Below are 24,621 nucleotides of genomic sequence, written 5' to 3' on the forward strand. Positions count from 1 at the left end.
GCTACCGGGGCCGGTGGATCCACAGCGAGCCCCCCACGCGCGCGGCGCGGAACACCGCGAGCGGGCGGGTGGCGGGGCCCTGGAGCACCTGGCCGTCCTCGCCGAAGCGCGAGCCGTGGCAGGGGCACTCCAGGAGCTTCTCGTGGGGCAGGTAGGCCACGCCGCAGGCGCCGTGGGTGCAGATGCTCCACACCGCCGTGTAGCAACCCGGGGCGGTGTGAATCACCCAGACATCCAGCAGGGCCTCGGGGAGGCGCACCGCAGAGAAGCCCCCCGGCTCAAGCAGGGTGGGGTGCCCGGACAGCGGAACCTCCACCCAGCCTTCCTCGGGGCGGCCCGGCGTCACGCCGCAGGGGTTCTCCTCCTCGGAAGGAGGGGCGGGCGGGGGCTCCGTGCCTCCGCACCCGGCACAGGCCGCGGCGAGGGCACAGGTGCCTCGCAGCAGGGTGCCGAGCGCGGTGCGGCGGCCCATGCGAGGGGCCCCCGCTGGACTCACGGGGTGGACCCCAGGCTCACGCCGTTGACGACGGCGACGGCGTCGAGATCAAACCCGCCGGAGGTGCCGCTGTAGCCGTTGGCGCCGCTGTCGCGGATGCGCACGAAGCGCGCCCGCGAGACGCCGAGCGTGGCCAGGTCGAACCCATCGCCGCCGGCCACGGTGGGGTCCGTGGGGCTGATGCCGTTGTCGGGGTGGGAGAACACGGGCTTGACGCCCGCGCACCCGGGGAAGCCCTCCGGCCGGTTCGTGGCGTCGCAGGGGAACTCGCTCCACGTGACGCCGTCGTCGCTCACCGCCACCACGCCCGTCTCGGGAAAGCGCGCGAAGGCGTTCTCGAAGACGATCAGGTCCACGCCGGGACCGTCCACCACGGCGATGTCGGTGAACTCCAGGACGATGACGCCCTGCTGGCCCAGGCTGAGCACATCCAGTGAGCCGGCGCTGCTGCCCTCGCCCCGGGGCGGCCCGAGCACGACGCCCGGGAACAGGTCCTGGCCAAAGCCCGCGGAGGCCCCGGGTTGGAATGAAACGACACGGTCCGCGAAGGGGTTGGAGGCCGCCGCCGGAGGGGGGCCCGCGTCCCGCTGCTCGTCGTCCCCGGGCCCCGGCTCACCGGAGGCATCGTCCCCGCCACAGGCGGTCAGGCTCATGAGCGTGGCCAGCCCCACGCCAGACAACCCTGCTGGAAACCGGAGGAGGTTCATGGCTGGTCAATGCGGACGAGCCGCTCTCCATTCTTGTCGGACACGCCCACGAGCAGGCTGCTGCCCAGCTCCGTGAGCGACAGGACCTGCGTGCAGCTGTCGGTGAACTTCAGCACGGGGGTGGCAGGGCCCGGGGTGACGGAGCCCTCGCTGAGCGCCAGCGCCACGCGAGACACGTCCGTGTACGCGGGCGGCCAACTGGAGCTGTCTCCGAGCAGCAGCGCCACGCCGTTGCCGAAAGCCGCCACGGTGAAGAAGTCGCTGGGCAGCGTCAGCTCGGGGGCGTCCGAGAGGTTGAAGGGCGTCTTGCTGCTGAGCGCCGGCTGGTAGAGTGACGGCGCCGCGGCCCGCAGGCGGTTGGCGAAGCTCAGGCCATCGAAGTAGCCCAGCACGGCCACGCCCTCGGCGGTCACCGCCGTGTGCCCGCTGGAGGCCTCCCAGGCGGGATCAAACCGGGCGAGCAGCGAGATCGTGGGCGGATCCGTCTGTGCCTGGAGGGCGTAGATGCCTGCCTCCGGCGGGTTGCTGCCCAGCCCCAGGCCGTTGATGAAGAAGGTGTCCTGGATCGAAGCGGCCGTGAAGTTACCGGGTGCGGAGAGGTACCGCGGGCTGGCGGGAGTCTGGTTCTGGTAGAGCGAGACGTAGCCCGGGAAATTGGCGCCGGACTTGGTGTAGCCGCTGAGCAGCCGCGAGCCGTCATTCACCAGGTAGCCACTGGGGTAGACCGTGTTGCCACGGTCCGAGGGCTCGATGATCGAGAACAGGGCCTCGCCACCGGTCTGCAGCGAGGGCCATGTGCCCAGCGGATACACCTGGTTGTCCGCGCCGCTCAGCCCATAGACGGTGTACACGGGCCCCGGGCCCACGGCCGTGACGGCGATGATGCCCACGGGCAGGGCCGAGTTTTCCGAGGCAGAGAAGCCCGCCTGAAGCTGGAGCGTGCCAAGCTTCGCGTCGTGAGGCACATCGCAAGGGCCTCCGCCGCCGTCCGTGCCGCCATCGCCCGTGCCGCCATCGCCCGGAGGCGTGGGATTGTCCCCGCCGTCCGTTCCCCCGTCCCCTGTCCCCGCGTCGCCCGGGCCCGGGCTCGTGGGCGGGCCATTGGGATACAGGGGAACGCACTTCTCCTCCTGACAGACCCGGGGATTGGCCGGATCCCGCTGCTCGGCGTCCTCCTGGCAGTCAAAGGAATTGGTGCACTCCGAGCCGCAGCCGGTGCCCAGGCCCACGAGCACGAGGGTGCCCAGGACGGGCATCCACCGCGTCCACGTCTTACCGAGTCTCATCGCGTTCCACATTTGGCGCTCCGCTCCTCCGCCCCCTCCGGGCGAATGACCTTCGAGGCGCGTGCGCGGAGGCCCCCGGAACGGTCCGGAGCATGCCTCCGTCACCTCCCCTCGGAGGTTCCGGTGATGGCCGTGCCGCTGGGCGGCACGGATCCTGGGCAGGTCTTCGGACTCACAGGCGCGGAGGGCTCGCGGGGAGACCTCCTCCTACTGGCTGTCGCTTCCCGGCCTCGGATGGGGCCAGTGCTTGCGTGGACAGCGCTCGTTCCTGTTCACCGCTGCGGGGCAGTCCCGGACTCACACCGGGTTCCCTTGAGCCTCCATGACGTCATGGGGGCGCCGAGGACAACCCGGGGGATATGGCGGCATGCAGGCGTTTGTCAAACGGCAACCCCGGCGCGCCCGGGGTGGGAGGGCTACTCCTCGCTGGCCGCGGCCAGCTTGAAGGCGTCGAGCACCGCGGCGGAGGCCCGGTCCAGGTACTTGCCCTTGCGGATGAGCAGGCCGATGGGGCGCGAGACGGTGCCCTCGGCGAACGGCTTCACCACCAGCGAGTTGGCCTGCACCTCGGCCTGGCACGTGGACAGCGGGAGGATGGCCACCCCGAGCCCCATCTCCACCGCGCGCTTGATGGTCTCGACGTTGTCCATTTCCATCACGGGGTTGAGGTCCAGGTTCTTCTCGCGGAAGAGCCGGTCCAGCGCCTTGCGCGTGGGGGCCTCGCGGTCGAAGGCGATGAAGGGCACGCCCGACAGCGCGGTGAGGCTCACCTTGGCCTTGCTGGAGAACGGGTGGCTGGGCGCGCACACCACCGCCAGCTTGTCGTCGCGGAACGGCAGGATGTCCACGCCGGCGCGCGGCTGCGGGTAGGCGACAATCCCAATCTCCGCCGCCCCGAGGATGACGTCGTCGTAGACCTGATCATTGCGCCGGTAGTTCAGGCGCATGTTCACCTTGGGGTGCGTCTTGAGCAGCTGCTTCTGCACGCTCTGCAGCTCGTGCAGCCCCACCGAGTAGATGGTGGAGACGGTGGTGGTGCCCTGCACCTCGGCGGCCTGCTCGCGGATCTCCTGCTCCACCTCCGCGAAGCGCGCCAGGATTTCCTTGCAGCCGCGGAACAGCCGCTCGCCGGCGGGCGTGGGGGTGACCTGGCGTGCGCTGCGCGACAGCAGCTTCTGCTCGTACCGGTTCTCCAGCGCGCGAATCTGCTGGCTGACCGCCGACTGCGTCACGTGGTTCAGCTGCGCCGCGCGAGAGAAGGAGCCCGTCTCCACGACATCACAGAACATCTTCAGGCTTTCGAGCTGCATTGGGGGGGCTCCTACACCGGTGGAGAGGGGTAAAGCCAGAGGTAATTAGCTGTCCTTACATACCCTTGGGGCTCAGAGCGTCTCAAGGCTGCGGGGGAGGCGGAGGAGGGGAGAGGTAGGGGCGCGTCAGGACAATGACACACAGGCCCAGCGCCATCAGCGCACCACCGCAAAGGGTTTGGACGCGGCCGATGTGTGTGGCCGCGTCGAGAATGACCTCACACTCCAGCTTGCTGAGCCCCACGCAGTCCTGCCGTCCGAAGAGGCCGCGCAGGCCGAAGAAGAGCAACAGGATGCCGCCGCTGAGCATTCCCGCGCACAGCCCGAAGACAGCGGCTCGCGTGAGTCCGGACAGGGTGGAGCGGCCAGGGCTGTTGGAGGCGGCGGTCATGATGCTGAAGCTACAACGGTGCGGGCGTGAGCGCCTCTTCCCGCCTATGCTGCGCGGGCATGAGGATCCTCTATGGAGTGGTGGGCGAGGGCATGGGCCACGCGACGCGCTCCCGGGTACTGCTCGAGGCGCTCACCCGGGAGCACGAGGTCCACATCGTCGTGTCGGGCCGCGCCCAGCAGTACCTGGCCCGGAGCTTCCAGAACGTGCACGGCATCTGGGGGCTCACCCTGGCCTACGAGGGCAACTCGGTGAAGAAGTGGCAGACGGTGCTCCAGAACCTCCAGGGCGCGGTGGCCGGCCTGCCGGGCAACATCCGGCGGTACTTCGAGCTGGTGGAGCAGTTCCGGCCGGAGGTGGTCATCAGCGACTTCGAGACGTTCAGCTACCTGTTCGCCAAGGCGCACCGGCTGCCGGTCATCAGCGTGGACAACATGCAGATCATCAACCGGTGCAGCCACGAGGCGGGGCTCCTGGCGGGGTACGAGGATTCCTTCGAGGCCACGCGGGCCATCGTCAAGGGCAAGCTGCCGGGGGCGTTCCACTACCTCGTCACCACGTTCTTCTATCCGCCGGTGCGCAAGGAGCGCACCACGCTGGCCCCGTCCATCCTGCGCCCGGAAATCCTGGAGGCGAAGTCCGAGCCCGGCGAGCACCTGCTGGTGTACCAGACGGCCACCACCAACACGCAGCTGCCCATGATTCTCCAGCAGAGCGGCATGCCCTGCCGCATCTACGGCGTGCGCCGCCACATCACCGGGGATGAGGTGGAGGGCAACCTCACCTACCGGCCCTTCAGCGAGCAGGGCTTCATCGATGACCTGCGCACCGCGCGCGCGGTGGTGGCCGGCGGGGGCTACACGCTGATGAGCGAGGCGGTCTACCTGCACAAGCCCGTGCTCTCGATTCCCGTGGAGGGCCAGTTCGAGCAGATCATCAACGGGCTCTACCTGGAGCGGCTGGGCTACGGGATGCATGCCCGGCACCTCACGGCGGACACGCTGCGGGAGTTCCTCGCGCGCGTGCCCCGCTGCCAGGAGGCGCTGAAGGGCTACGCGCAGGAGGGCAACACGAAGATGCTGGCCGCCCTGCGCGAGCAGCTCGAACGGGCCTACGCCTACCGGGGGCACTGGCGGGCCGAGATGGCCGAGCAGGACTGAGCCCCATGAGCGAATGGCTGAACCTGCCCCGGGTGACGGATGCCCAGGGCCACGCGCTGGATGTCATCGAGCTGCGGAACCTGGCGGTGGATTGCATCGTGGGGCTCTACCCGCGCGAGCGCATCGCCGCCCAGCCCCTGCGGCTGGATGTGGCCCTGTTCCTGGAGGCGCCCAAGGCCCCGGAGGCCGGGCACCGGCTGCCCGCCGCGCACGATGGGCGCCTGGCCGGCGAGCTGCTGTTCCTCCTGGAGGCGTGCCGCTTCAAGGTGCTGGAGTCGGCGGCGGAGACGGTGGCCCGCTACGTGTTGCTGTCCCCCTTGCCGGAGGCGCCGCACGCCCAGGTCCGGGCGGCCACGGTGCGCGTCACCAAGCCCCACGCGCTTGAGGGGCTGGCGGTGCCGTCCCTGCAGGTGCACCGCACGGCAGAGGAGCTCGGGGCCCCGGAGCCCGCCGCTTCGGGGGGCATGGACTTCGTCCACGAGGGGCCGGGCTACAGCGTCTACCGGCTGCACCTTGGACCGGGACGCACCGCCGCCCATGCCTTCGCGCCGCCCGGAGAGCAGGCGGAGCTGGTGCTGGGCGGAGGGTTGCTGCTGAACGGGGCGCCCGTGGCGCGCGGCATGGCCTTCCACTGGCCCGGGGGCACCGTCCGCGAGTACGGCAACCCCACCTCCACCGCGCAGGCCATTCTCTGCGTCAGCCTGCCGCGGTTCTTCCCGCTGGTGGAGAGGGCGCCGCTCCCCGCTGGCGCGCCCCCGGTGCAGGGGCGCTCCTACTACCCCGCTGGCGCGGGGGGACCGTCAGCTCACCGGTAGCAAGGGCTCGCCCGGGGGGCGGGGCTGTCCGTCCGCCTCTTGCGAGACGGGCTCCTCCGGGTTGCCCAGGGGCAGGTAGCGGCCCGCGGAGGCAGACCACTCCAGCAGCTCCGAGCGCACCATGTCGTAGAACCACGCGTGGAGGCGGACCTGTCCGGACTCCACCTTCTCCCGCATGCCCGGGTAGCTGAGCACGTTCTGCATCTGGGCAATCGCGCTCTGCTTGGCGGCATCCTCGGGGGAGCAATCCACGGCCAGGTGCTCCAGCACCGGCTCGGCCTCCTTGAGCCAGGACGCCACGCTGGGCAGCCCCTCCGGCGGCTTCCGGGCAATCAGGGCCGTCATCGCCCCGCAGGCCGAGTGGCCGCAGACGATGATGTCGGTCACCTTCAACACGTTCACCGCGTATTCGACGGCGCTGGACACGGCGGCCGACGCGGGCGAGCTGGCCGGGGGCACCAGGTTCCCGACGTTGCGCACGATGAAGAGTTCGCCAGGGTCCGTGGAGGTGATGAGGTTGGGGCTGATGCGGCTGTCCGCGCAGGTGATGAACAGCGAGTGGGGCGTCTGCCCATGGGCGAGCCGGTCGAAGATGGGCCCATACCGCTGCAGGCTGTCCTGGCGGAACCGCTCCACGCCGTACACCAGCCGCTCCCGGACCGAGAGGTAGCCCGTGCCCTGGAGGATGGTGGCCACGTCCGTCTCGGTGAGGGCGAAGAGCGGCTGCAGCGCCTGGCCGTTCTCCTGGCGGATGAGCACCTGCTGCAGCTCGGGCCGCGGGGCTTGGAGCACGACCTTGATGTTGGCGGCCAGCAGGTCCGTCACCAGGGTGGTGAGCATGGCCGCGCCCGAGGCATCCATCGTCGTCACGTCCGACATGTCGATGACGACGCCCCGCGAGGAGCCCTGCTTGATGGCCTGGTCGCGCACCGTCTCCAGCTTCGAGGAGGACATGAACGTGAGGGGGCCCGTGAGCGCGGCGCGGTAGGCGGCGGGCGTCTCCCGCTGAATCAGGCGGCCCTGGGTCTGGCTGAGCCGCACCGCGGCGATGGCCAGCGCCGCGAGGATGCCGGCCTGCACGCCCAGGGTGAGGTCCACCAGCACGATGGTGATGAAGGTGACGCCGAAGATGGCCGCGTCCGTGCGCGACACCTTCCACAGTGCCTTCAGCTCGCGCAGGCGCATCATGCCCAGCGCCAGGAACAGGAGCACGCCGGCCAGCGAGGCGATGGGGATGTAGGCGATGAAGGGCGCGAAGAGCGCCAGCACGGCCAGCAGCGTCAGGGAGTGGATGATGGAGGCGCGCCGGGTCCGGGCCCCCTCCTGCGCGTTCGTCTTCGAGCGCACGGCCACGGCCGTGATGGGGATGCCGCCGAACAGCGCCACCACCGCGTTGCCGAGCCCCTGGCCCACCAGCTCCTGGTCCGTGTCGTGGCGCAGATCCTTGACGACGCGGTTCACGGCCGCCCCGGCGAACAGCGCCTCCAGCGAGCCGAGCGCGTAGACGATGAGCGCGGTGCCCAGCAGCGGTATCAGGCTGCCTTCCGGCAGGTGCGGCAGCTGCGGGCTGGGCAGGAAGCGGGATATCTCCCCCACCGTATCGGCCTGCAGGCTCAGCCCCACGTTGACGAGCGCGGAGAGGGCCACCGCGATGAGCGGCGCGGGCAGCCGGGGCCACACGCGCGGCAGCCCCAGGCACAGGGCCAGCGTCAGCGAGGCCAGCACGAGCGCGCCGGGATGGAACTCGTGGATGAGTTGCCCCAGGTGCGTGAGCACCTCCACCACGTGGCCCTCATCCGGCGACACCAGGCCGAAGGCCCGCGGCAACTGCCAGATGAAGATGATGGCGCCGATGCCCGCGGTGAAGCCAGTGGCCACCGGCAGGGGCACGAAGCGGACGATGCGCCCCAGGCCGAACATGCCCGTCAGCACCTGGAGGATGCCCACCACCAGGCCAATGAGGAGCATGCCCCCCAGCCCGTACTGGTACACGGCATTGGCGATGAGCACCGACATGGCCACCGCCGGGCCGCTGATCGTCAGGGGTGTGCCGCCGAACAGGGCGCACACCACGCCGGCCAGGATGGCCGTCACCATGCCCATGTGGGGCGAGACGCCCGAGGCCAGCGCGATGGCCAGGGTGAAGGGGATGGCGATGGCGGCCACGGTGAGCCCCGCGCGCAGATCCTCCTTGAGGTACTTCGTTGAAAAGAGCGCCTTCCACTCAGGCAAAAGGGAACGGATGCCCAGGTCCAGGCGCATCGTGGAGGGGCCCTCGGCCCGTGCTCTTCCGAAGTGCTCTTTCTGCTGCATGTCAGTCAAATCCCTCGAAGCGGGGGCCCGAACGTCCGGGCGCTCTGCACCGTCCATCCAGATGAAATCTTCCGGAGGCACGGTGAAATGAGCACTCCGATGCTTTGTGCACAGATCCAGGGCAGCCCGCTTGGATTAATTTGAGCCCATTCAAAATGGGGGCCGATCGGCAACTTGGCGTGCTGGGTTCAGACAATTCGAGAGGTTCAGCGAAGTAGGTCAGGCCTCACCTACGGGAGCCCCTTCATGAGCATTCGCCGCTCGAGCACCAGTGAGTCGCTGCCGGTCCAAGCCCTTCGGGCGGATGCCGCTGCCCCCCTGCCGCACATCAACCAGCTCCGGCCCAAGGGGGCCGCCGCCTCCCATTACGTCAATGGCCCCTACAACTGCGCCCCGGCCGTCGTGGCCATGGTGGCGCGCAGCTGGGGCAAGCAGGGCCAGCTCAACGACGCGCAGCTCATCAACAGCCTGGGCAAGGGCGTCGTCACCTCCAAGGGGACGACCCCGGAGGGGGTGGCGCAGATGCTGGGGCGCATCGGCGTGCCCCTGGCCGGCGAGGCCCTGGCGGGCCAGTACAGCGACGCGGCCCTCAAGCAGCACCTCCAGCAGGGCAACACCCTCATCGCCCAGGTTGGGGTGAATGACCGCGCCACCGGTCAGGACAGCGCGCACTACGTGCTCATCCACAAGGCCACGGCCGACGGCAACTACGTGGTGTCGGATCCGATGGCGAACAAGCCCTACGTCATCAGCCCCAAGCAGCTCCGCGAGGCGGTGGGCCGGGCGCCCCCGGACGGTGGCCTGCTCATCCCCGTGGGTGGCCCGGGCAACGCCTCGGCGGCCGCCACGGCCTCGTCCCTGGCCTCCGGGCAGCCCATGCCGGCGGAGATGGCCCGGACGGACGCCTTCGTGGGGGCCTCGCGCACCTCGCGCGGCACGGCCGAGATGCCGCTGCCTTCCCTGCTGCCCACGGCGCCTGCGGCGCGGGGCGAAGGGGCCACCGTGCTTCCCTCGCGGGCCGGGGCGGAGTCCCTGCTCCAGGGGCTGAACACGGCGACGCTCGCGTCCACCACGGGCGCCTTCGCGGGCAGCCCGGCGGCGGCCGCCCCCCTGGAGGCGCCCGTGCCCGCGGCCTTCTCGGTGCCGGACAACGCGCTGGAGGGCATCGACACGCGCTTCCACGAGGCCGCGGTGGCCGGGCCGGCACTGCCCCTGAGCACCGCGGAGCAGCACAACCTGGCCTCGCTCGACGTCCGCTACGGGCAGGAGAGCGTGCAGGCCGCCCCCGTGAAGGAGCAGATCACCTCCCAGGAGCAGAACGTCGAGCAGATCTCCCGCGAGCTGCTCTCGCGCAAGGAGCGCAAGGACCCGGAGCTGAACCGGCTCCTGGCCCGGCTCGAGTCCAGCCTGTTCTCCAAGGACCGGCAGGTGCTCAACCGCATCAAGCGTGAGGACTTGAGGGATCCGGGCATCGGCAAGAAGACCTGGATCGACTCGTTCTGAGCAGAACCTCCGGCACGCTGGACCCGCCAGTCTCGTGACAGGCAGGCGGGACCGGCTAGTATTTCGAGGCGATGGCTGGCCCCCCAACGGATGGAAGAACTGGAAAGTCCTCCGTCAAGCACCGGCGGCCTGCCTCGGACGAGAGCTCCCGGTTCTCGAAGGCGCTGGAGCAGGGCACCCGGATCGACCGCTACGTCCTGCTGAAGGCCGTGGGGCAGGGCGGCATGGGCACCGTCTACGCCGCGTATGATCCGGAGCTGGACCGCAAGGTCGCCCTCAAGCTGCTGCGCCCCGACAAGGAGGGCGAGGAGGGCTCGGAGGGCCGCGCCCGGCTGCTGCGCGAGGCGCAGGCCATGGCCCGCATCTCCCACCCCAATGTCATCACCGTGCACGACGTGGGGACCTTTGGCGCCCAGGTCTTCATCACCCTGGAGTTCATCCAGGGGCAGACCCTGCGCGAGTGGCTGCGCCGGCAGAAGCACCCCTGGCAGCAGATCCTCCAGAAGTTCCTGGAGGCGGGCCAGGGGCTGGTGGCCGCCCACCGGGCGGGCCTGGTGCACCGGGACTTCAAGCCCGCCAACGTGCTCATCTCCGACAGCGGCCGGGTCTACGTCACGGACTTCGGCCTGGCCCGGCTGGCCGAGGCCGCGGGGCAGGAGGAGGCCTCCTTCGAGGCGGACGCCGCGTTCGAAGAGCTGTCCGGCGGGGTGCTCTCCTCGGCGCTGACGTCCGCCGGGGTCATCGTGGGCACGCCCCAGTACATGCCGCCCGAGCAGTACCTGGGCAACGCAGGCGACGCGCGGCTGGACCAGTTCAGCTTCTGCGCCTCGCTGTACTGGGCGCTCTACGGCAAGCGCCCCTTCCAGCCCCAGCAGATGGCGGCCGTGGCGGCCGAGGTCAGCCAGAGCCTCCAGGCGCCGAGCGCGCAGGAGCTGCGGCGCAAGTGGCCCCCCGGCACCATCGTCCAGGAGCCGCCGCGGGATGCGCGGGTGCCCTCCTGGGTGCGGCGCGCGGTGCTCCGGGGGCTGTCGCTGGGCCCGGAAGACCGCTTCGCCTCCATGGAGGACCTGCTGACGGCGCTGTCCCAGCACCAGCGGCGGGGCCGCCGGCGCCGGGTGCTCGCCGCCGTGGGGGCAGCGGCGGTGGCGGGCGCCGGGGTGGCGCTGTACGTCCAGCAGCGGGGCGAGCGGTGCACGGGCTCCGAGCCGCTCATGGCCTCCGTGTGGGGGCCCGCGGCGCGGCAGAAGCTTGAGACGGCCTTCGCCGCCACGGACAAGCCCTTCGCCCCGGAGAGCGCCCGCAAGGTGGTCCAGGTGCTGGAGGGGTATGCCCAGGGCTGGACGCGCATGCACACCGAGGCCTGCGTGGCCACGCGCATCCAGGGGACGCAGACCGAGGCGCTGCTGTCCCTGCGCATGGTGTGCCTGGACCGGCGCCGGAGGGATTTCCGGGCGCTGGTGGGGCTGCTGACCGAGGCGGACGCCAAGGTGGTGGAGCGCTCGGTGGATGCCGCCGCGGCGCTCCCCTCGCTCCAGGCGTGCCAGGACATCGAGTCGCTGACCGAGCAGACCCCGCTGCCCGAGGACCCCGCGCGCCGCGCCACCATCGAGCGGCTCGGCGAGCAGCTCTCGCAAATCAAGGCCCTCCAGGACGCGGGGCGCTACCAGCCCGCGCTGAAGCTGGCGCGGAGCATCGAACCCGAGGTGGTGGCCACCACCTACCTGCCGCTGCAGGCGGAGCTGCGCTACCACCTGGGCTGGCTGCTGCAGCAGAGCGGGGACGCGGAGGCGGGCCTGCGCGAGCTGGAGCGGGCCTTCGACGAGGCGGAGTCCAGCCGGTCCGACCGCACCCGGCTGGAGGTCCTCATCAAGCTCATCTTCACGCTGGCCGACAACGGCCAGTCCGAGCAGGCCCGGCGCTGGGGAGAGGTGGCGGTGGCCGTCCTCCACCGGCTCGGTGGGGAGCCCTCGCTGGCCGGGGACCTGATGGGCAACCTGGGCAGCGTGGCCCTGATGCAGGGGCGCTACCAGGAGGCCACGGATTATTTCGAGAAGGCGCGCGCGCTGCGGCGCGACCCCCTGGGCACCGAGGACCCGAAGCAGGCCAAGGTGAGCTACGGGCTGGGGCTGGCGGCGCTGCGCCAGGGCGAGCATGCCCGCGCCATCCAGATGCTCGGCGAGGCGCTCCAGCAGACCCAGTCGGCCAAGGGCGCCCAGCACCCCGAGATGGGCAGCCGCCACGTCATGCTCGCCACCGCCTACCGCGAGGGCGGCGACGCGGCGAAGGCGCTGCCCCACGCCGAGGCCGCCCTGAAGCTGCGCAAGGCGGCCCTGGGCTCGGACCACCCGGCCGTGGCGGATGCGCTCGACGAGCTGGGCGAGTGTCTGCTGGGGCTCCAGCGCTATGAGGAGGCGATGGAGGCCTTCCGCAAGGCCGTGGACATCAAGGGTGAGAAGCTCGGGGCGGACCACCCGGACCTGTCCTACTCCTATGATGGGATGGGCAAGACGCTGCTGGCGCGCGGGCAGGCGGCGGAGGCCATCGCGTACCTGAAGCAGGCGCTCGCCTACGAGAACACCGAGCCCGAGGCGCTCGCGGAGACGGGCTTCCGCCTTGCCCAGGCGCTCTGGGAGACGGGCAAGGCCCCCCAGCGCGCCCGGGAAGAGGCGCTCCGGGCCCGCCAGGGTTACGCGAAGCTGGAGAAGCCCCAGCAGGTGGCGCAGATCGACGCGTGGCTCCAGGCGCGGGAGGCGCCGCCCGCGCCGCCCCCGCGTCCCGGCCGGCGCCCGAGGCGCTGAGCGCCGGGGCTGAAACGCCGTGAGGCCGGAACCCAGGGGCTCCAGCCTCACGCGCTACGCACGCTGTGCGGGAAGAATCAGCCGAGGCTCACAGGGGCCGGGGGCGCGGCAGCCTGGAACTGGCTGACGCCACCGAGCTCCGGGGGCGCGCCCGCGGCCATCGCCTTCAGGGCCTCGGGGTTCTGGGCCACCTGCTGGAGCAGCTCGGGGTTCTGGGCCAGCTGCTTGAGCATCTCCGGGTTCTCGAGCAGTTGCTTGGCCAGCTCCGGGTTCTCCTTGAGCAGCTTCATCAGCATCTCGAGCACGCCGCCCGCGCCGCCCGCTGCGCCACCGGCCTCGCCCGCGCCGCCTGCGCCACCGGCCTCACCCGCGCCACCGGCCTCACCGCCGCCCGCCGCGCCGCCGGCCTCACCGCCGCCACCGGCCTTCCCGGCCTTGCCCTCGCCGCCCTCGCCCAGGCCGAGCGCCTCGAGCAGCTTCTTGGCGTCCACGCCCATCGACTCGCACAGCTTCTTCAGGCCCTCCACCGCGCCTTTGACATCTCCCGACTGCAGCTTCTGGCTGATGTCCGACACCAACCCATCCAGCTTCTGCGGGGCCTGCGGGGCGCCCGGAGCCTGCGGACGGGAAACATTGGCGATGGAAGGAGCCGCGCTGCCCTTGATGGAGGAGATGCCCATGGTCTGAAACCCTCGTGAGTTGGTGATGCGGTGGAGGTAGTGAGACTGCTTACTTGGAAGTCAGTGGGTGCGCTTTGGTTACATTGTCGGAGGCCACCGCAGATTGTTTCCGGGGCCTGATTAAAAATTGGATTTTGAGAGATTTGTGGGATGCGCTCGCATGCGAAAGCGGTACCGGTGCTGTACAAAAACCGTAACGAAAACGCAGGGTTTCCCCCTCTCGGGGGCAGGTGGTGCGGTGCGGCAGGGGGGTCAGGAATGGCAGGGGGGTAGCAAATGACTCTCAGCCTGCGTCAGGGGGCTTCCATCCCAACGGGCAGAATCCCGCCGCATAAAATTTGTGACCGCCAACAATCGGTTCCGCGAACAAGCAGTCTGTAGCCGTGCAGTGGGGGCGGGCGGCCGAGCACGAACCGGGGTTCGGCTTCATCCATGCAATGGCCCTCCTCGCGAAGGGGAGAGAGTCCATGACCAAGTTGCTGCTCATCGGGTTGGCTGCGCTGAACATCACCACGGCAGAGCTTCAGGACACGGCGGTCTCGTGCACGGCCACCGCGACGGGCCCCACCTTCGGCTTCAGCGGGCGGATGTACTTCCACTTCGTCACCACGTGCGACGCGCCCGTGGAGAGCATCACCCTCAACGCCACGGTCTCCGGCCCCACGGTCGTCACCGGCTCGGCGACGTGCACGCAGACGGACCGCTGCACGTTCATGCTGCCGGTGACGTACAAGCGCGGCACGTGGACGTGGACCAACGACAGCGTCTACACGGCCGAGGGCAGCTCCGTGGAGACGAAGACCATGACGTTCATCCAGTAACCTCGTGCGGCGCGCCGCATCCCGCTCTCTTCGGCCCGGCGCCAGGGTAGACTGCGCGGCCAGAGACGCGTGTGGATGCAGGGGGGCGCCCGAGTGAACTCCGCGAACTTCAGCCTGAAGAACGAGCCCTCGGAGCGCACGATCTACCTGCGCATGGGAGGGTTTTTCGAGGAGCGCGAGATGATGGACTTCATCCGCGTCTACCGCGAGGCGACGGCCTGCTACGGCGGCCAGCCCCACCTGGTGTTGGCGGACATGCGGCCCATGCGCATCGCCAGCCTGGCGGCGACCCACCGCTTCGGTGAGCTCATTCACGAGGTCCGGCAGCGCGGCGTGGTGTGCTGTGCCCACCTGTCCTCCTCCACCGTCCAGCGGCTGCAGATCGCCCGGCTCACCCGCGAGCACTCCGGCCCGGGCGATGTGACCATTCACGTCACCACCTGGGAAGAGGCGCGCGCGGTGCTCGCGGCGGAGCGCCGCCGGTGGATGACGGACGCCGCCAAGACGCCGGTCCCCCGCCGCCCCTGAGCCCGGCGCGCCGTGGGTGGGATTGCGGCCGCCCACCGTTGCGCTTCCCCCCGGTGATGACTTCATTGGCGCCGCGGCGCCGCGTTTTCCTGGCTCAGGCATGTGACAATCCAGGCTGAGGACGTTTCGGGACGCAGGACCCTTTCCCTCGGGAAATGGGCCAGAGAGCCGGGTATGATGCGTGAACGTTGTCATCGCCCCGGGCCAGGCCACCAGGGTTCGGGTGAATTTCCTGAAATACCTGGCTTTGCCTGGGGGCCCCAGGTGTGCTGAATAGGATTCAGGGCAACGGTCCGCCACGCCTGTGAGCGGCTTGCCACTCTCCCCCACAAGGGCTCCCCCCGGAGCCAAGGAGTGCAGCGTGAACAGCGTGAACAAAAAGGTGAGCAGTCCCAGACATCTTCGGCGGGCCGTGGTGGTGATGACAGCCCTGCTGGGAGCCTGTGGCCCGGTGGACGAGGGCCAGAGCGGGGCCGTGGAAGCCCCCGCAGGCGCCATCGAGCAGGAGGCGCTGGCGGGCGTCACGCTGGGACTCGTGGCCGGCAACATCCGCACGGCGAGCTCGCAGCCGCTCAGCACGTACGCCGAGCAGATCTACTGCGAGTTCAACCAGCTCGGGGCGCAGTGGGTCCGTATTGACGCGAACCAGATGGACACGGGCACGCCCGTCTACACGTCCATCGTTCAGAAGGCGCATGCCAAGAACATCAAGGTCGATGTCGTGGTGCCGGCGCGCTACTGCGGCTCGGACACGAACCAGGCGGAGATCGACGCGTACACCACCGCCTACGTGAGCCAGCTCAACGCCCTGGCCAACAGCCTCTTCACGGGCACGGCGAAGGCGGACGCGTACGAGATTGGCAACGAGCCGAATGTCATGGACACGGGCTGTCCGGACGGGGTGAGCCGCTACCGCGTGAGCCCCAACGCCTTCGCGTGGCTGCTGCGCCGGGTGTGGGAGTGGAAGACGGCCAACAACCGCACCGAAATCATCATCAGCGGTGGTCTGCGCAACACCTACCTCACCGAGCCGTACTGGACGCCGTTCTTCAACTCCAAGGCGTTCGTGCTGGCCAATGGCAGCAAGCACCGGCCCTTCGACTACTTCGGCATCCACCCGTTCAACCCGAACCACCTGGATTTGCAGTGCATCAACACGCCGACGAGGGGCAACGGCCCGCCGACGGAGGGCGACGGCTCGCCGGGGTCGGACACCAGCAACAGCGCGTGCTTCGGCACGTGGAAGGCCAACATCACCTCGGGCCTGAAGAACGTGGCCACGCGCGTGAATACCGCCACGGGCAAGACGGACTCGAAGCTGTTCGCCACCGCCTTTGGCCTGCAACTGGCCCAGCCTGGTGCCACCATGTGCGGCGCCAACAACTGCGTGCACACGCAGAGGCAGATGGCCGCGGGCATGGACGCGGCGGCCAACGCCCTGGTGAGCAGCGGCGTGACGCCCTTTGGCCTTTGGTACAACTACCGCGATGACGCCGTGGAGCGCTTCGGCCTGCGCGGGGAGTGGAACGGCAAGGCGTATGTGGCCAAGACGCAGGTGTGGGACAAGTACCGCAACCTGGCGGGCGGCTCGACGAACACGGACCCGGACGTGTGCTGGAACCTGGGCGCCGCCTACTACGCGCTGAGCTTCGACACCAAGGACTCGCGCCGCACCACCGTCACCTACGAGTGGTTCCTGGACCACTACAAGGCCGAGTGCGCCCCGGGTGAGCGCGTGGTGGGCCTCTCCCGCTCCTCCGCCAACGGCTGGGCCAGCACGGCGCTGTGCTACACGGACACCGTCACCGCCCCGCGCTACGAGCACCCCGTCCAGGGCGTGCCCCCCACCGGCTGCCAGTCCCGCTCCGTACTGGGCGGGGACAACCGCGGCACCACGGCCTCGGGGGATTGGGATTCGGGCTACGCCAAGGTGGAGTGCGGCCTCGACGAGTACGTGGCCGGTGTGGCGCAGAGCCCGGACAACTTCTTCGCGGGCGTGCTCTGCTGCCCGGCCGCGGGGACCACGCGCAATTCCTGTACCCCGCGCGTCTTCGCCACCCAGGACAACCGCGAGACGACGGACTTCGGGAACTGGGACGCTGCCGGCACCAAGGGCCAGTGTGGCACCGATAGATTCGTGGCCGGTGTGAGCCGCGACGCCAACGGCGACCCGCACGCGCTGCTGTGCTGCACCCAGTAGTCCACCCTGGATAGACCGGGCAGGGGCCGTGCTGTCCGGACGGCCTCCACCCCCTCGAACCGCGCTCCGCCCTCCCGGGCGTGAGCGCGGTGCCGTTTCAGTGGACGGGCACCCCGTTCTCGTTGTTGCGCTCGGCGGCCCGGCGCGACAGCTCCGTCAGCCACGAGCGCGTGAGCGGCGTCTCGCTCTGGTGGCCCTTGAAGCGCTCCGGGCTGCTGTCCTGCGGCAGGTGGCGGTTGGCGAACGCCAGCAGGGAGGTCGTCAGGTTTGGGGCCAGCGCGCGCGCCAGGGCGCCCAGCTTCGCGGGCAGGCCCACCAGCACCTCGGCGTCCCCCCGGCGGCTGGCCTCGATGATCTTCTTCGCCACGCGCTCGGCGTTCATCGAAAGGCCGGGCAGGGAGTCGCTCACGGAGAACCAGGCGTACTCCGCCTCGTGGTTGCCCTTGAACGTGGCGTTGCGCGGGCTGCCGGTGCGGATGAGCCCCGGGCACACGGTGGTGACCTGGATGCCGTCCTGCGCCAGCTCCGCGCGCATCCCGTCTGACAGCCCCACCAGGGCGAACTTGCTCGCGCTGTAGGGCACCAGGTGCGGCACGCTGATTTTTCCGCCGATGGAGGCGATGTTGATGATGCGCCCCTGCTGGCGCTTCTTCATCCCCGGCAGCACCGCGAGCGTCGTGTAGAGCGGGGCCCAGAGGTGGATGTTGAAGGCCTCCTGGAAGTCCTCGAGCGTCATGGACTCGATGGGGCCCGCCTGGATGATGCCGGCGTTGTTCACCAGCACGTCCACGGGCCCCAGCGTCTCCTGGACTTCGGCGACCATCGCCTCCACCTGGACGGGGTCCGTCACATCGCACGTGAGGGTCATGCTCTGGCCCCCCAGGGCGTCCAGCTCCACGCGGGCGCGCGCCAGCGTGGCCTCCTCCCGGCCGCAGATGGCCACGCGCGCGCCCTCCCGGAGGAAGCGCCGCGCGAGCACGAAGCCCAGCCCCCGGGAGCCTCCGGTGATGAGCACCGTCTTGTTCTGGAAGCTCGTGTTCGTGCGCAGCAGGGCCCGGAGCCCCAGCACCGTGCCGAGCCCGGCGGCGGCGAATGTTCCAAAGGTGAAGCGCGAGGATTCCTTCGTGTGGCGCTCGGCCATGGTTCGCTCCCTGTCCGCCGCGGCACTCCGGAAAGGATGCGGGCGGGACTGCGCACAAGGTATTCATCCCGTGCGGGCGCCCCTCCCCAGCCCCCGGTCAGCGCTTGCTTGCCCGGAAGGAGGGGGGCCGCCCGGACGGTGGCAGGGCAAGCAGGCATCGAGAGGAGCGGCATGCGGATCCCCGACTTCAAGCTGGAGCGGTACTTCGCGCGGTGGGAGTTCACCGCGCCCCACCTGCTGTGCTCCTCGGACATCGAGGGCTGGCGCATGGCGGACCTGCTGGCGCTCGCGGACGCGGAGGCCCGCGCCCGATGGGAGGGCCTCACGCTGGGCTACACCGAGTCCACCGGGCTGCCCGCGCTCAAGGAGGCCATCGCGGCGCTCTACCCGGGCCTGTCCCCCGGCCAGGTGCTCACCTTCGCCGGGGCCGAGGAGGCGGTGTTCGTGCTCATGAACGTGCTGCTGGGCGCCGGAGACCACGCGGTGGTGACGTGGCCGGGCTACCAGTCCCTGCACGAGGTGGCGCGCGCCACCGGGGCGGAGGTGACGCTCCTGCCCCTGCGAGAGGAGGACGGGTGGGCGTTGGACCTGGAGGCCCTGCGCGGGGCGCTGCGGCCGCACACGCGGCTCATCGTGGTGAACTTCCCCCACAACCCCACCGGGGCGCTGCCCACGCCGGAGGCCTTCGAGGCGCTGTGCGCGCTCGCCGAGGAGCGCGGGGTGTACCTGCTGTCCGACGAGGTGTACCGCCTGCTGGAGCATGCCCCGGCCCAGACGCTGCCCGCAGCGGTGGAGCGCACGGCGCGCGGGCTCAGCCTGGGCGTCATGTCCAAGGCGTTTGGCCTCGCGGGGCTGCGGGTGGGGTGGCTGGCGTGCCGGGACGCGGAGCTGCTGCAGCGGTGCGCGGCCTACAAGGACTACACCTCCATCTGCAACAGCGCCCCGAGCGAGGTGCTGGCCCTCATCGCCCTGCGCGAGAAGGAGAAGGTGCTCGCCCGGAGCCGGGAAATCCTCGACGGCAACCTGAAGCGGCTGGATGCCTTCTTCGCGCGCCACGCGGACACGTTCCAGTGGGTGCGGCCGCGCGCCGGGAGCGTGGCCTTCCCGCGCCTGCTCCGGGACGTGCCCATCACGGACTTCTGCCAGGCGCTCGTGGAGCGCGAAGGGGTGTTGTTATTGCCCGGCAGCGTCTATGACTTTCCGGGCAATCACTTCCGGCTGGGGTTCGGCCGCACCCGCCTGCCCGAGGCCCTGGAGCGCTTGGAGCACTTCCTCGCCGCGGGGTGAGGTCGCTTCCAACCCACGCGATACATTGACACATTGAGTCAGCTTCTTCACGGACGCCTTGTTCTTCAAGGCTATCGATTTGTCAGGGAATAGCGCCGTAAGCTGAGTGGGCTCCCCGCTGGGTTTCCATCCCGCACGGAGCGTCCCTCTCCATCCCCCTTTGCTGGAGGCAATCGCATGAAGAAGCTGCTTTACGCTGTCCTTGTGGCGTCATCCATCCTGGTGGTTCCGGAAGCTTCGGCCACCAACTACACCCTGTGGATCCACGGCCGGAATGACGGCAAGACCCAGGCGGGCAATTACAACGACTTCAGTTACTGGGGGCCCAGCAGCGCCGCGGCGGGCGCGAACAAGAAGGCGGTGAACTGGAACGGCACGCAACAGATTGGCGGCCAGAACAGCCGCATCCGTGATGCGCTGGATTGTTTCTGCACGGGAACCAACTGGTGCTACATCGCCGCGCACAGCGCCGGGAACCTGCAGATTGGCTATGCGCTGTCGCTCTACGGCGGCTCGGCGCGCTACAAGAAGAACGCCGTCCCCAACTCCAGCGGCGTGTGCGGCAACACGGATGGCACCACGCAGACGGGCTGGAACATCAAGTGGGTGCGCGTGGCCTCGGGCGCGGGCGGTGGCAGCGAGCTGGCCGATGTGGGCGAGTGGGCCATGAGCGAGCCGCTGGTGAAGGATCTCGTCACCACCACGGCGCGCACGATGTATGACCACAACGCCACGCGCTCCAAGGTGTTCCACATGTACGCGGGCGCCAGCGGGACGTTCTACGCGGCCATCCTGGATGGCCAGGATGACGAGGCCGTCGGCTACCACTCCACGGGCGGCGTCTCGGGCAGCTCGGGCGGCGCCTACTGCAACCCCGGCGACTGGTTCTGCGATGGCACGCTGAACACCGGCACCAACGCGTGCAGCAACGGCAAGGCCAAGTGGAGCAACCACTCGGTGGCCCTGCGCGATGATGGCGAGGCCTACAACCACTACGCCAACGGCAACTGGGCGGGCATCATCGGGCCGGTCCGCGCGGACGTCGCCCGGCTCGCCACCGCCAACTGAGTGACTCACTCCCATGTCCCTGCCCCCTGCTGAAGGTGCTTCCCGTTCCCGGACACGCCGTGCCGCGTGGCTGGGGTTGCTCGTTCCGTTGGTGCTTGGAGGCTTGTGGTGGGGTGGGGTCCTGGGAGGAGATGAAGCGGCCGGGCCGCCGGGGGCTTCTGACTCCCGGGGGGCCGGCACGCCCGGGCCCGTGGGCCCTCGGAATGGGGGGGCCCCTGTCCGGGGCGCTGCGCCCGTCCGGGCGGCCGCGGGAAAGCCGTCCCTCTCTGCGGAGGAAGCGGAGCGGGAGGCGCAGCGCGAGCTCTGGGCGCAGCGGTTGGAGCAGGCGCGGCTCACACTCGACACGTACCGGAAGGGGACGCGCTATCCGCCAGAGTCCTCGCCCATCCGGGAGCACGCGGACCAGGAGCAGCTTCCCGCGCCGGAGCGCTCCCAGCCGCTGAGCCAGGAGTCTCCGGAGGTGCGGCTCCGGATGAAGCAGGACAAGGTCTTCCTCGCGGGCGAAGAGGCCGTGCACTTCTCCGTGGGGTGCGAGAACGCGAACACCCGTGAGCCCCTGCCGTGCGAGGTGACGGGCGGCAAGGCCTTCGAGGCCGAACACCTGGCGGGGGCCGGGGGCGCTGCCGCGCCGGTGCCCCTGGTGTTCTCGGACGAAGGCCTTCAGGGAGACACCGTGGCCCGCGATGGCCTGTTCACCGCGCGCCTCCAGCCCTCGAAGCAGGGCTTCGCGATGTTCTCCGGCACGCTGCGGGTGTCGTTCCAGGTCCGCTCGGGCCGTGCGGAAGGGGGCGCGTTCTTCGATGTCCTCTACACGTCCATGCCGCCGGCGGTGCTCACGGGCAAGGTGCGCGAGGCGGTGGAGCAAGGCTCCCTGCGGCTCTACCTGGGCATCCAGGTGCGCAAGCCCGGCCGCTACGTGCTGACGGGGCGGGTGGATGACGAGGCGGGCGTGCCGTTCGGGCATGTGTCCTTCAACGAGGAGCTGAAGGAGGGGGCGCACGAGGTGAAGTTCACGCTCTTTGGCAAGCTCCTCCTCGACGAGGCGCCCAGCTTCCCCTTGAGGCTGCGCGATGTGGATGGGTTCCTGCTGAAGGAGGAGGGGGATCCGGATCGCGAGCTGATGACCGCGCTTCGCGGGTACGTCCATGCCACGCGGGAGTACCCGTCCACGGACTTCTCCCCGGACGAGTGGCAGTCGGAGGAGCGCACCCGCCACCTCGACGAGTTCACCCGGGACGTGAACGAGGCCCAGGATCAGCTCGATGCCATCGCGGGCAAGGGCACGCCCTGAGGCGCGGCGCGCGGATCAACCTTCAGCGCTGTCCGGAGGAAGGTCCTCGTCCGAGGGCGTGAAGGTGAGCGCGGGAGGCGCCACGGCCGCGAGCATCGCGGTGGTGAGGAACGTGTCGCCGGGCGTCAGGCCTCCGGCGAACAGTCCCGCGCCCCGCTCCTGGGACTCGGCCCGGGCCTCGGCGGGCGTCATGTTCCCCGAGCAGAGCGCCTCGAAGAGCTCGTCATTGCCCATCGCCGCCACGGCCCGGGCCGCGCTCGCCGCGTAGAGCGCCGCCTGCGTCTCCTCAGGGAGGTCCACGGGCAGGCTGTAGCCCAGCAGGGCGGCGCCGTGCGCCTGGAGGGCCGGGGCCACCGTGTCCCATGCGAAGGCGCCCACCGCGCCGCCCACGAGCAGGACGCGAAGCACCTCCGCGCGCAGCGACGCATCCGCCTCCTGGAGCTCCTCCCTGCGCGAGGGATCCGCGAGGAGCTGGGCCCACGCGGCGCCGAGCCCTGCCACCTCGCCCTGGAAGAGGAGGGAGGCGAGCTCCCCCAGCACGCTGGCGCTGTCCTCTCCCAGCTGCGAGAGCTGGACGGCGTAGAGCTGGGTGAGGGCCGCGGCCACCTCGCCGACGGGATGGGGGGCCAGGCCCAGGCCTGGGATGCCGAGCACCTCGCCGCTCAGCGCGCCCAGGGGCAGCCGTCCCCCTTCGCGCAGCGCTTCCACGGCCTGGAGGGTGCTCTGGGCGAGCCGCCGCGCCGCCGCGGCGCCCACGGGCCCTCCCAGCGCCATGCCGAGGTGGTCCATGGCCGTGAGCAGGAAGCCATGCGCCACGCGGCCGTCCACCCCGGGCCCCTCCAGGGTGTCCGCGGTGAAGGCGGGCAGGTTCTGGAAGAAGCATTGGTGTTGCAGGGCCGCCAGCACGAGGAGCTGGGCCACCTGCTGGGGCGCGGTCTCGGCGTGGAACTGTTCCTCCAGCGCCCGCAGGCCTTCGGCGGCGGCGTCCGCGAACGCGAGCCGGGAGGCCTTCAGGGGCCCATCGTCCTGGGCCGTCTGGAGAATCTCTTCCGCGAGGGCGTGGATGAGCCGCGCGGCCTGATCTGGGCGCAGCACGTGGGGAATCAGGACCGAGAGCGCCTGGGCATCCACGGGCGGGGACAGCGAGGCCAGCTCCGGGAACCGGGGCCGCAGCGCCTCCGGGAACCGGGCGATGGGCGCGACCTGGCCGGGCTCGAAGGCCTGGAGGCAGAGCTGGGCCTCATGGGCCGCCACGTGGGTGAGGTTGCCTCCATAGATGGAGGGAAGCTCCAGCAGGAAGGTGGGCCTCACGAGGAAGAAGGCGGCGGTCTCCAGGCGCTGCGCGGGCAGCAGCCGTGGGTCCGCGAAGAGCTGCGGGCCCAGGGCGTCCGCGAACAGGGCCTCCCACTGGGCCGCGTCCTGGTACCGGGCCTCGGGCTCGTTCGGGTAGCGCGCGCTGGCCAGACAGGCCGCGAGGCCTTCCTGGAACTCGCGCTCCTGGAAGGCCGCCGCGTCCGCCTGGAGCAGGGCCTGCGTGAGCAGGGCGTCCGTGGTGGGTTGCCGGGGCAGCTCGGCCGCCGCGCGCAGCAACCGGCCCAGGAGGGCCGCACCGGGAGGAGGGCGCGTGTCCGGTGGCGTCTGCATCACGCCTGGAGGACAGAGCGCACGAAGTCCGCGAGGCGCGGCTCGCCGATGTGCTGGAGCAGGGCCTGCGCCGCCTCGGGGTGGGCGGAGGCCGTCAGGGCCGCGGCGCGCTGGAACGGGGCCGGGCCTTGCTCATAGAGCGCCCGGGCCAGCTGCGCCTGCTGTTCGGACGTCCCCCGCGCGGACACCTGGCGCGCGGCCGCCATCGGATCCGTGCCCTCGGCCAGCGTGCCGGTGGGACCGAGCAGGTTCGAGAACGCCTCGCCGGAGAGCGGGAGCAGCTCCTCGGCCATGGCGAGCACCTGGGCGGACTCGCTGGGGCCCGCCAGGTCATCCATCGAGGGCATGAACGCGTCCGCGCGCCCCGTGTCCTCCAGGGGCTCCGGGCGGACGGGGACATCGTCGATCGACGGCATGAAGCCATCACCCGTCGCGGCGAAGCCCTCCGAGGGGCTGAAGGTGCTGGCGAGCTCGGAGAGGACCTCGTCCCGGGCGGCCCCCTCGGGCATGTCGAGCACGAGGTCGGCATCGCTGCGGGACAGGGTCAGGGCGCGCGTCAGGCCCGGGTTCGCCTGCTCCCAGGCGGCGGCATCCGGGAACGAAGTCCCTGGTGCCGCCGGATCGGTGACGCGGCCATCGGCATGCTGCACCACCGAGCGGCCCGTCCCTTCCCCCTCAGGGGTGTACAGCAGGACCGAGTCCTCCTCGACCGCGAGGCCGGCGGCCTGGGCGAAGTCCTCCGGGGCGGTGAGCCCGGACGCCTGCCCGTGGCCGGGCGTGGACTCGAGCGGAGCCTGCGCCGCCTGGGAGCGGCCGCCCGGGGAGAGCCAGGAGTGGCTGCCCGGCGGGGGCGGGATGTTCGTGCCCAGCAGGTGCTGGTAGCGGGGCAGGGCGGCCTGGAAGTCGCTCATGCCCGCGTACCCGCGCAGCACGTCCGCGTTCCGGGGCTCGCGGCCCGAGAAGTTCGCCGCACGCGCGGACAGCGGGGAGCTCTCCACTTCATCGGCGGACTGGAAGTCGCTCTGGTCCGAGAAGCCCTTGCGCTGCACCGGCGCCACGGGCGCGGGCGGCGCCTGCCGGAGGGGCGCAAGCGCCTCATAGCGGGCCGCCCAGGGGGCCGAGGAGATACCGGCGAGAATTCTGCGGATGGAGCTCATGGGGGCACCTCTCGGCACGGAGAAC

At 70.5% G+C, this 24,621-nt stretch carries 20 protein-coding genes and 1 riboswitch; of the genes, 10 read left to right on the plus strand and 10 right to left on the minus strand.

The features are described from left to right. Position 1 precedes the first annotated feature (1 nt). From KY661_RS09990 to KY661_RS10010, 5 genes are all read right to left on the minus strand, one after another. Complete coding sequence (locus KY661_RS09990) at positions 2 to 472, minus strand: QcrA and Rieske domain-containing protein (RefSeq protein WP_225409986.1); 471 nt, start codon at positions 470 to 472, stop codon at positions 2 to 4. Between the two features lie 20 nt (positions 473 to 492). Then, positions 493 to 1,203 carry a cell surface protein gene (locus KY661_RS09995; protein WP_225409987.1) on the minus strand — a complete coding sequence of 237 codons (711 nt, stop codon included), beginning with the start codon at positions 1,201 to 1,203 and terminating at the stop codon, positions 493 to 495. Continuing rightward, entirely contained in the window at positions 1,200 to 2,489 is a 1,290-nt protein-coding gene (locus KY661_RS10000) for a hypothetical protein (RefSeq protein WP_225409988.1), read from the minus strand. Before KY661_RS10000 ends, KY661_RS09995 begins: the two co-directional genes overlap by 4 nt. A 140-nt stretch (positions 2,490 to 2,629) precedes the next feature. Further along, positions 2,630 to 2,848: riboswitch (cobalamin riboswitch) on the minus strand. 57 nt (positions 2,849 to 2,905) lie between these two features. Next, positions 2,906 to 3,799 (minus strand): LysR family transcriptional regulator, encoded by an 894-nt coding sequence (locus tag KY661_RS10005; protein WP_225409989.1) that lies wholly within the window; start codon positions 3,797 to 3,799, stop codon positions 2,906 to 2,908. 82 nt (positions 3,800 to 3,881) lie between these two features. Continuing rightward, positions 3,882 to 4,190 carry a hypothetical protein gene (locus KY661_RS10010; protein ID WP_075004527.1) on the minus strand — a complete coding sequence of 103 codons (309 nt, stop codon included), beginning with the start codon at positions 4,188 to 4,190 and terminating at the stop codon, positions 3,882 to 3,884. 59 nt (positions 4,191 to 4,249) lie between these two features. Between KY661_RS10010 and KY661_RS10015 the strand changes: the two genes are divergently transcribed. Together KY661_RS10015 and KY661_RS10020 are read left to right on the plus strand one after the other, a co-directional pair. Continuing rightward, positions 4,250 to 5,350: an MJ1255/VC2487 family glycosyltransferase gene (locus KY661_RS10015; RefSeq protein WP_225409990.1), complete on the plus strand. Its 1,101-nt coding sequence runs from the start codon at positions 4,250 to 4,252 to the stop codon at positions 5,348 to 5,350. A gap of 5 nt (positions 5,351 to 5,355) precedes the next feature. Continuing rightward, complete coding sequence (locus KY661_RS10020) at positions 5,356 to 6,165, plus strand: dihydroneopterin aldolase (protein WP_225409991.1); 810 nt, start codon at positions 5,356 to 5,358, stop codon at positions 6,163 to 6,165. Here KY661_RS10020 and KY661_RS10025 read toward each other — a convergent pair. Beyond that, positions 6,151 to 8,478, minus strand: a complete 2,328-nt coding sequence (locus KY661_RS10025; RefSeq protein WP_225409992.1) for a bifunctional SulP family inorganic anion transporter/carbonic anhydrase — start codon at positions 8,476 to 8,478, stop codon at positions 6,151 to 6,153. The genes KY661_RS10020 and KY661_RS10025 overlap by 15 nt on opposite strands. Before the next feature lie 246 nt (positions 8,479 to 8,724). Here KY661_RS10025 and KY661_RS10030 point away from each other — a divergent pair, with 246 nt between their 5' ends. Further along, positions 8,725 to 9,981 (plus strand): C39 family peptidase, encoded by a 1,257-nt coding sequence (locus tag KY661_RS10030; protein WP_225409993.1) that lies wholly within the window; start codon positions 8,725 to 8,727, stop codon positions 9,979 to 9,981. A gap of 71 nt (positions 9,982 to 10,052) precedes the next feature. Then, positions 10,053 to 12,779, plus strand: a complete 2,727-nt coding sequence (locus tag KY661_RS10035) for a serine/threonine-protein kinase (RefSeq protein ID WP_225409994.1) — start codon at positions 10,053 to 10,055, stop codon at positions 12,777 to 12,779. A 77-nt stretch (positions 12,780 to 12,856) separates the two neighbouring features. Here the strand turns inward: KY661_RS10035 and KY661_RS10040 are convergent, their stop codons facing one another. Next, a complete protein-coding gene (locus tag KY661_RS10040; protein WP_225409995.1) occupies positions 12,857 to 13,459 on the minus strand; it encodes an XPC-binding domain-containing protein in 603 nt (200 codons plus the stop codon). 467 nt (positions 13,460 to 13,926) lie between these two features. On the opposite strand from KY661_RS10040, the gene KY661_RS10045 reads away from it, so the two are divergent. The 3 genes from KY661_RS10045 to KY661_RS10055 all read left to right on the plus strand — a co-directional run bounded on the left by KY661_RS10045 (position 13,927) and on the right by KY661_RS10055 (position 17,008). Then, positions 13,927 to 14,280: a hypothetical protein gene (locus KY661_RS10045; protein ID WP_225409996.1), complete on the plus strand. Its 354-nt coding sequence runs from the start codon at positions 13,927 to 13,929 to the stop codon at positions 14,278 to 14,280. Positions 14,281 to 14,373: 93 nt separating this feature from the next. Next, positions 14,374 to 14,808 (plus strand): hypothetical protein, encoded by a 435-nt coding sequence (locus KY661_RS10050; RefSeq protein ID WP_083422968.1) that lies wholly within the window; start codon positions 14,374 to 14,376, stop codon positions 14,806 to 14,808. Between the two features lie 361 nt (positions 14,809 to 15,169). Then, complete coding sequence (locus KY661_RS10055) at positions 15,170 to 17,008, plus strand: hypothetical protein (protein ID WP_225409997.1); 1,839 nt, start codon at positions 15,170 to 15,172, stop codon at positions 17,006 to 17,008. Between the two features lie 97 nt (positions 17,009 to 17,105). On the opposite strand, the gene KY661_RS10060 is transcribed toward KY661_RS10055, so the two are convergent. Continuing rightward, a complete protein-coding gene (locus tag KY661_RS10060; protein WP_225409998.1) occupies positions 17,106 to 18,149 on the minus strand; it encodes an SDR family NAD(P)-dependent oxidoreductase in 1,044 nt (347 codons plus the stop codon). Positions 18,150 to 18,320: 171 nt separating this feature from the next. Here KY661_RS10060 and KY661_RS10065 point away from each other — a divergent pair, with 171 nt between their 5' ends. The 3 genes from KY661_RS10065 to KY661_RS10075 all read left to right on the plus strand — a co-directional run bounded on the left by KY661_RS10065 (position 18,321) and on the right by KY661_RS10075 (position 21,795). After that, complete coding sequence (locus KY661_RS10065; protein WP_225409999.1) at positions 18,321 to 19,436, plus strand: aminotransferase class I/II-fold pyridoxal phosphate-dependent enzyme; 1,116 nt, start codon at positions 18,321 to 18,323, stop codon at positions 19,434 to 19,436. A gap of 177 nt (positions 19,437 to 19,613) precedes the next feature. Beyond that, positions 19,614 to 20,504 (plus strand): hypothetical protein, encoded by an 891-nt coding sequence (locus KY661_RS10070; RefSeq protein WP_225410000.1) that lies wholly within the window; start codon positions 19,614 to 19,616, stop codon positions 20,502 to 20,504. 13 nt (positions 20,505 to 20,517) lie between these two features. Continuing rightward, positions 20,518 to 21,795: a hypothetical protein gene (locus KY661_RS10075; protein ID WP_225410001.1), complete on the plus strand. Its 1,278-nt coding sequence runs from the start codon at positions 20,518 to 20,520 to the stop codon at positions 21,793 to 21,795. 15 nt (positions 21,796 to 21,810) lie between these two features. On the opposite strand, the gene KY661_RS10080 is transcribed toward KY661_RS10075, so the two are convergent. Together KY661_RS10080 and KY661_RS10085 are read right to left on the minus strand one after the other, a co-directional pair. Beyond that, positions 21,811 to 23,439, minus strand: coding sequence for a hypothetical protein (locus KY661_RS10080; protein ID WP_225410002.1), 1,629 nt, complete (start codon positions 23,437 to 23,439; stop codon positions 21,811 to 21,813). Continuing rightward, positions 23,439 to 24,596 carry a hypothetical protein gene (locus KY661_RS10085; protein WP_225410003.1) on the minus strand — a complete coding sequence of 386 codons (1,158 nt, stop codon included), beginning with the start codon at positions 24,594 to 24,596 and terminating at the stop codon, positions 23,439 to 23,441. The genes KY661_RS10080 and KY661_RS10085 overlap by 1 nt, the downstream gene beginning before the upstream one ends. Positions 24,597 to 24,621: the final 25 nt, after the last annotated feature.

Source organism: Allostigmatella hybrida, assembly GCF_020103775.1.
Classification (GTDB): domain Bacteria; phylum Myxococcota; class Myxococcia; order Myxococcales; family Myxococcaceae; genus Hyalangium; species Hyalangium aurantiaca.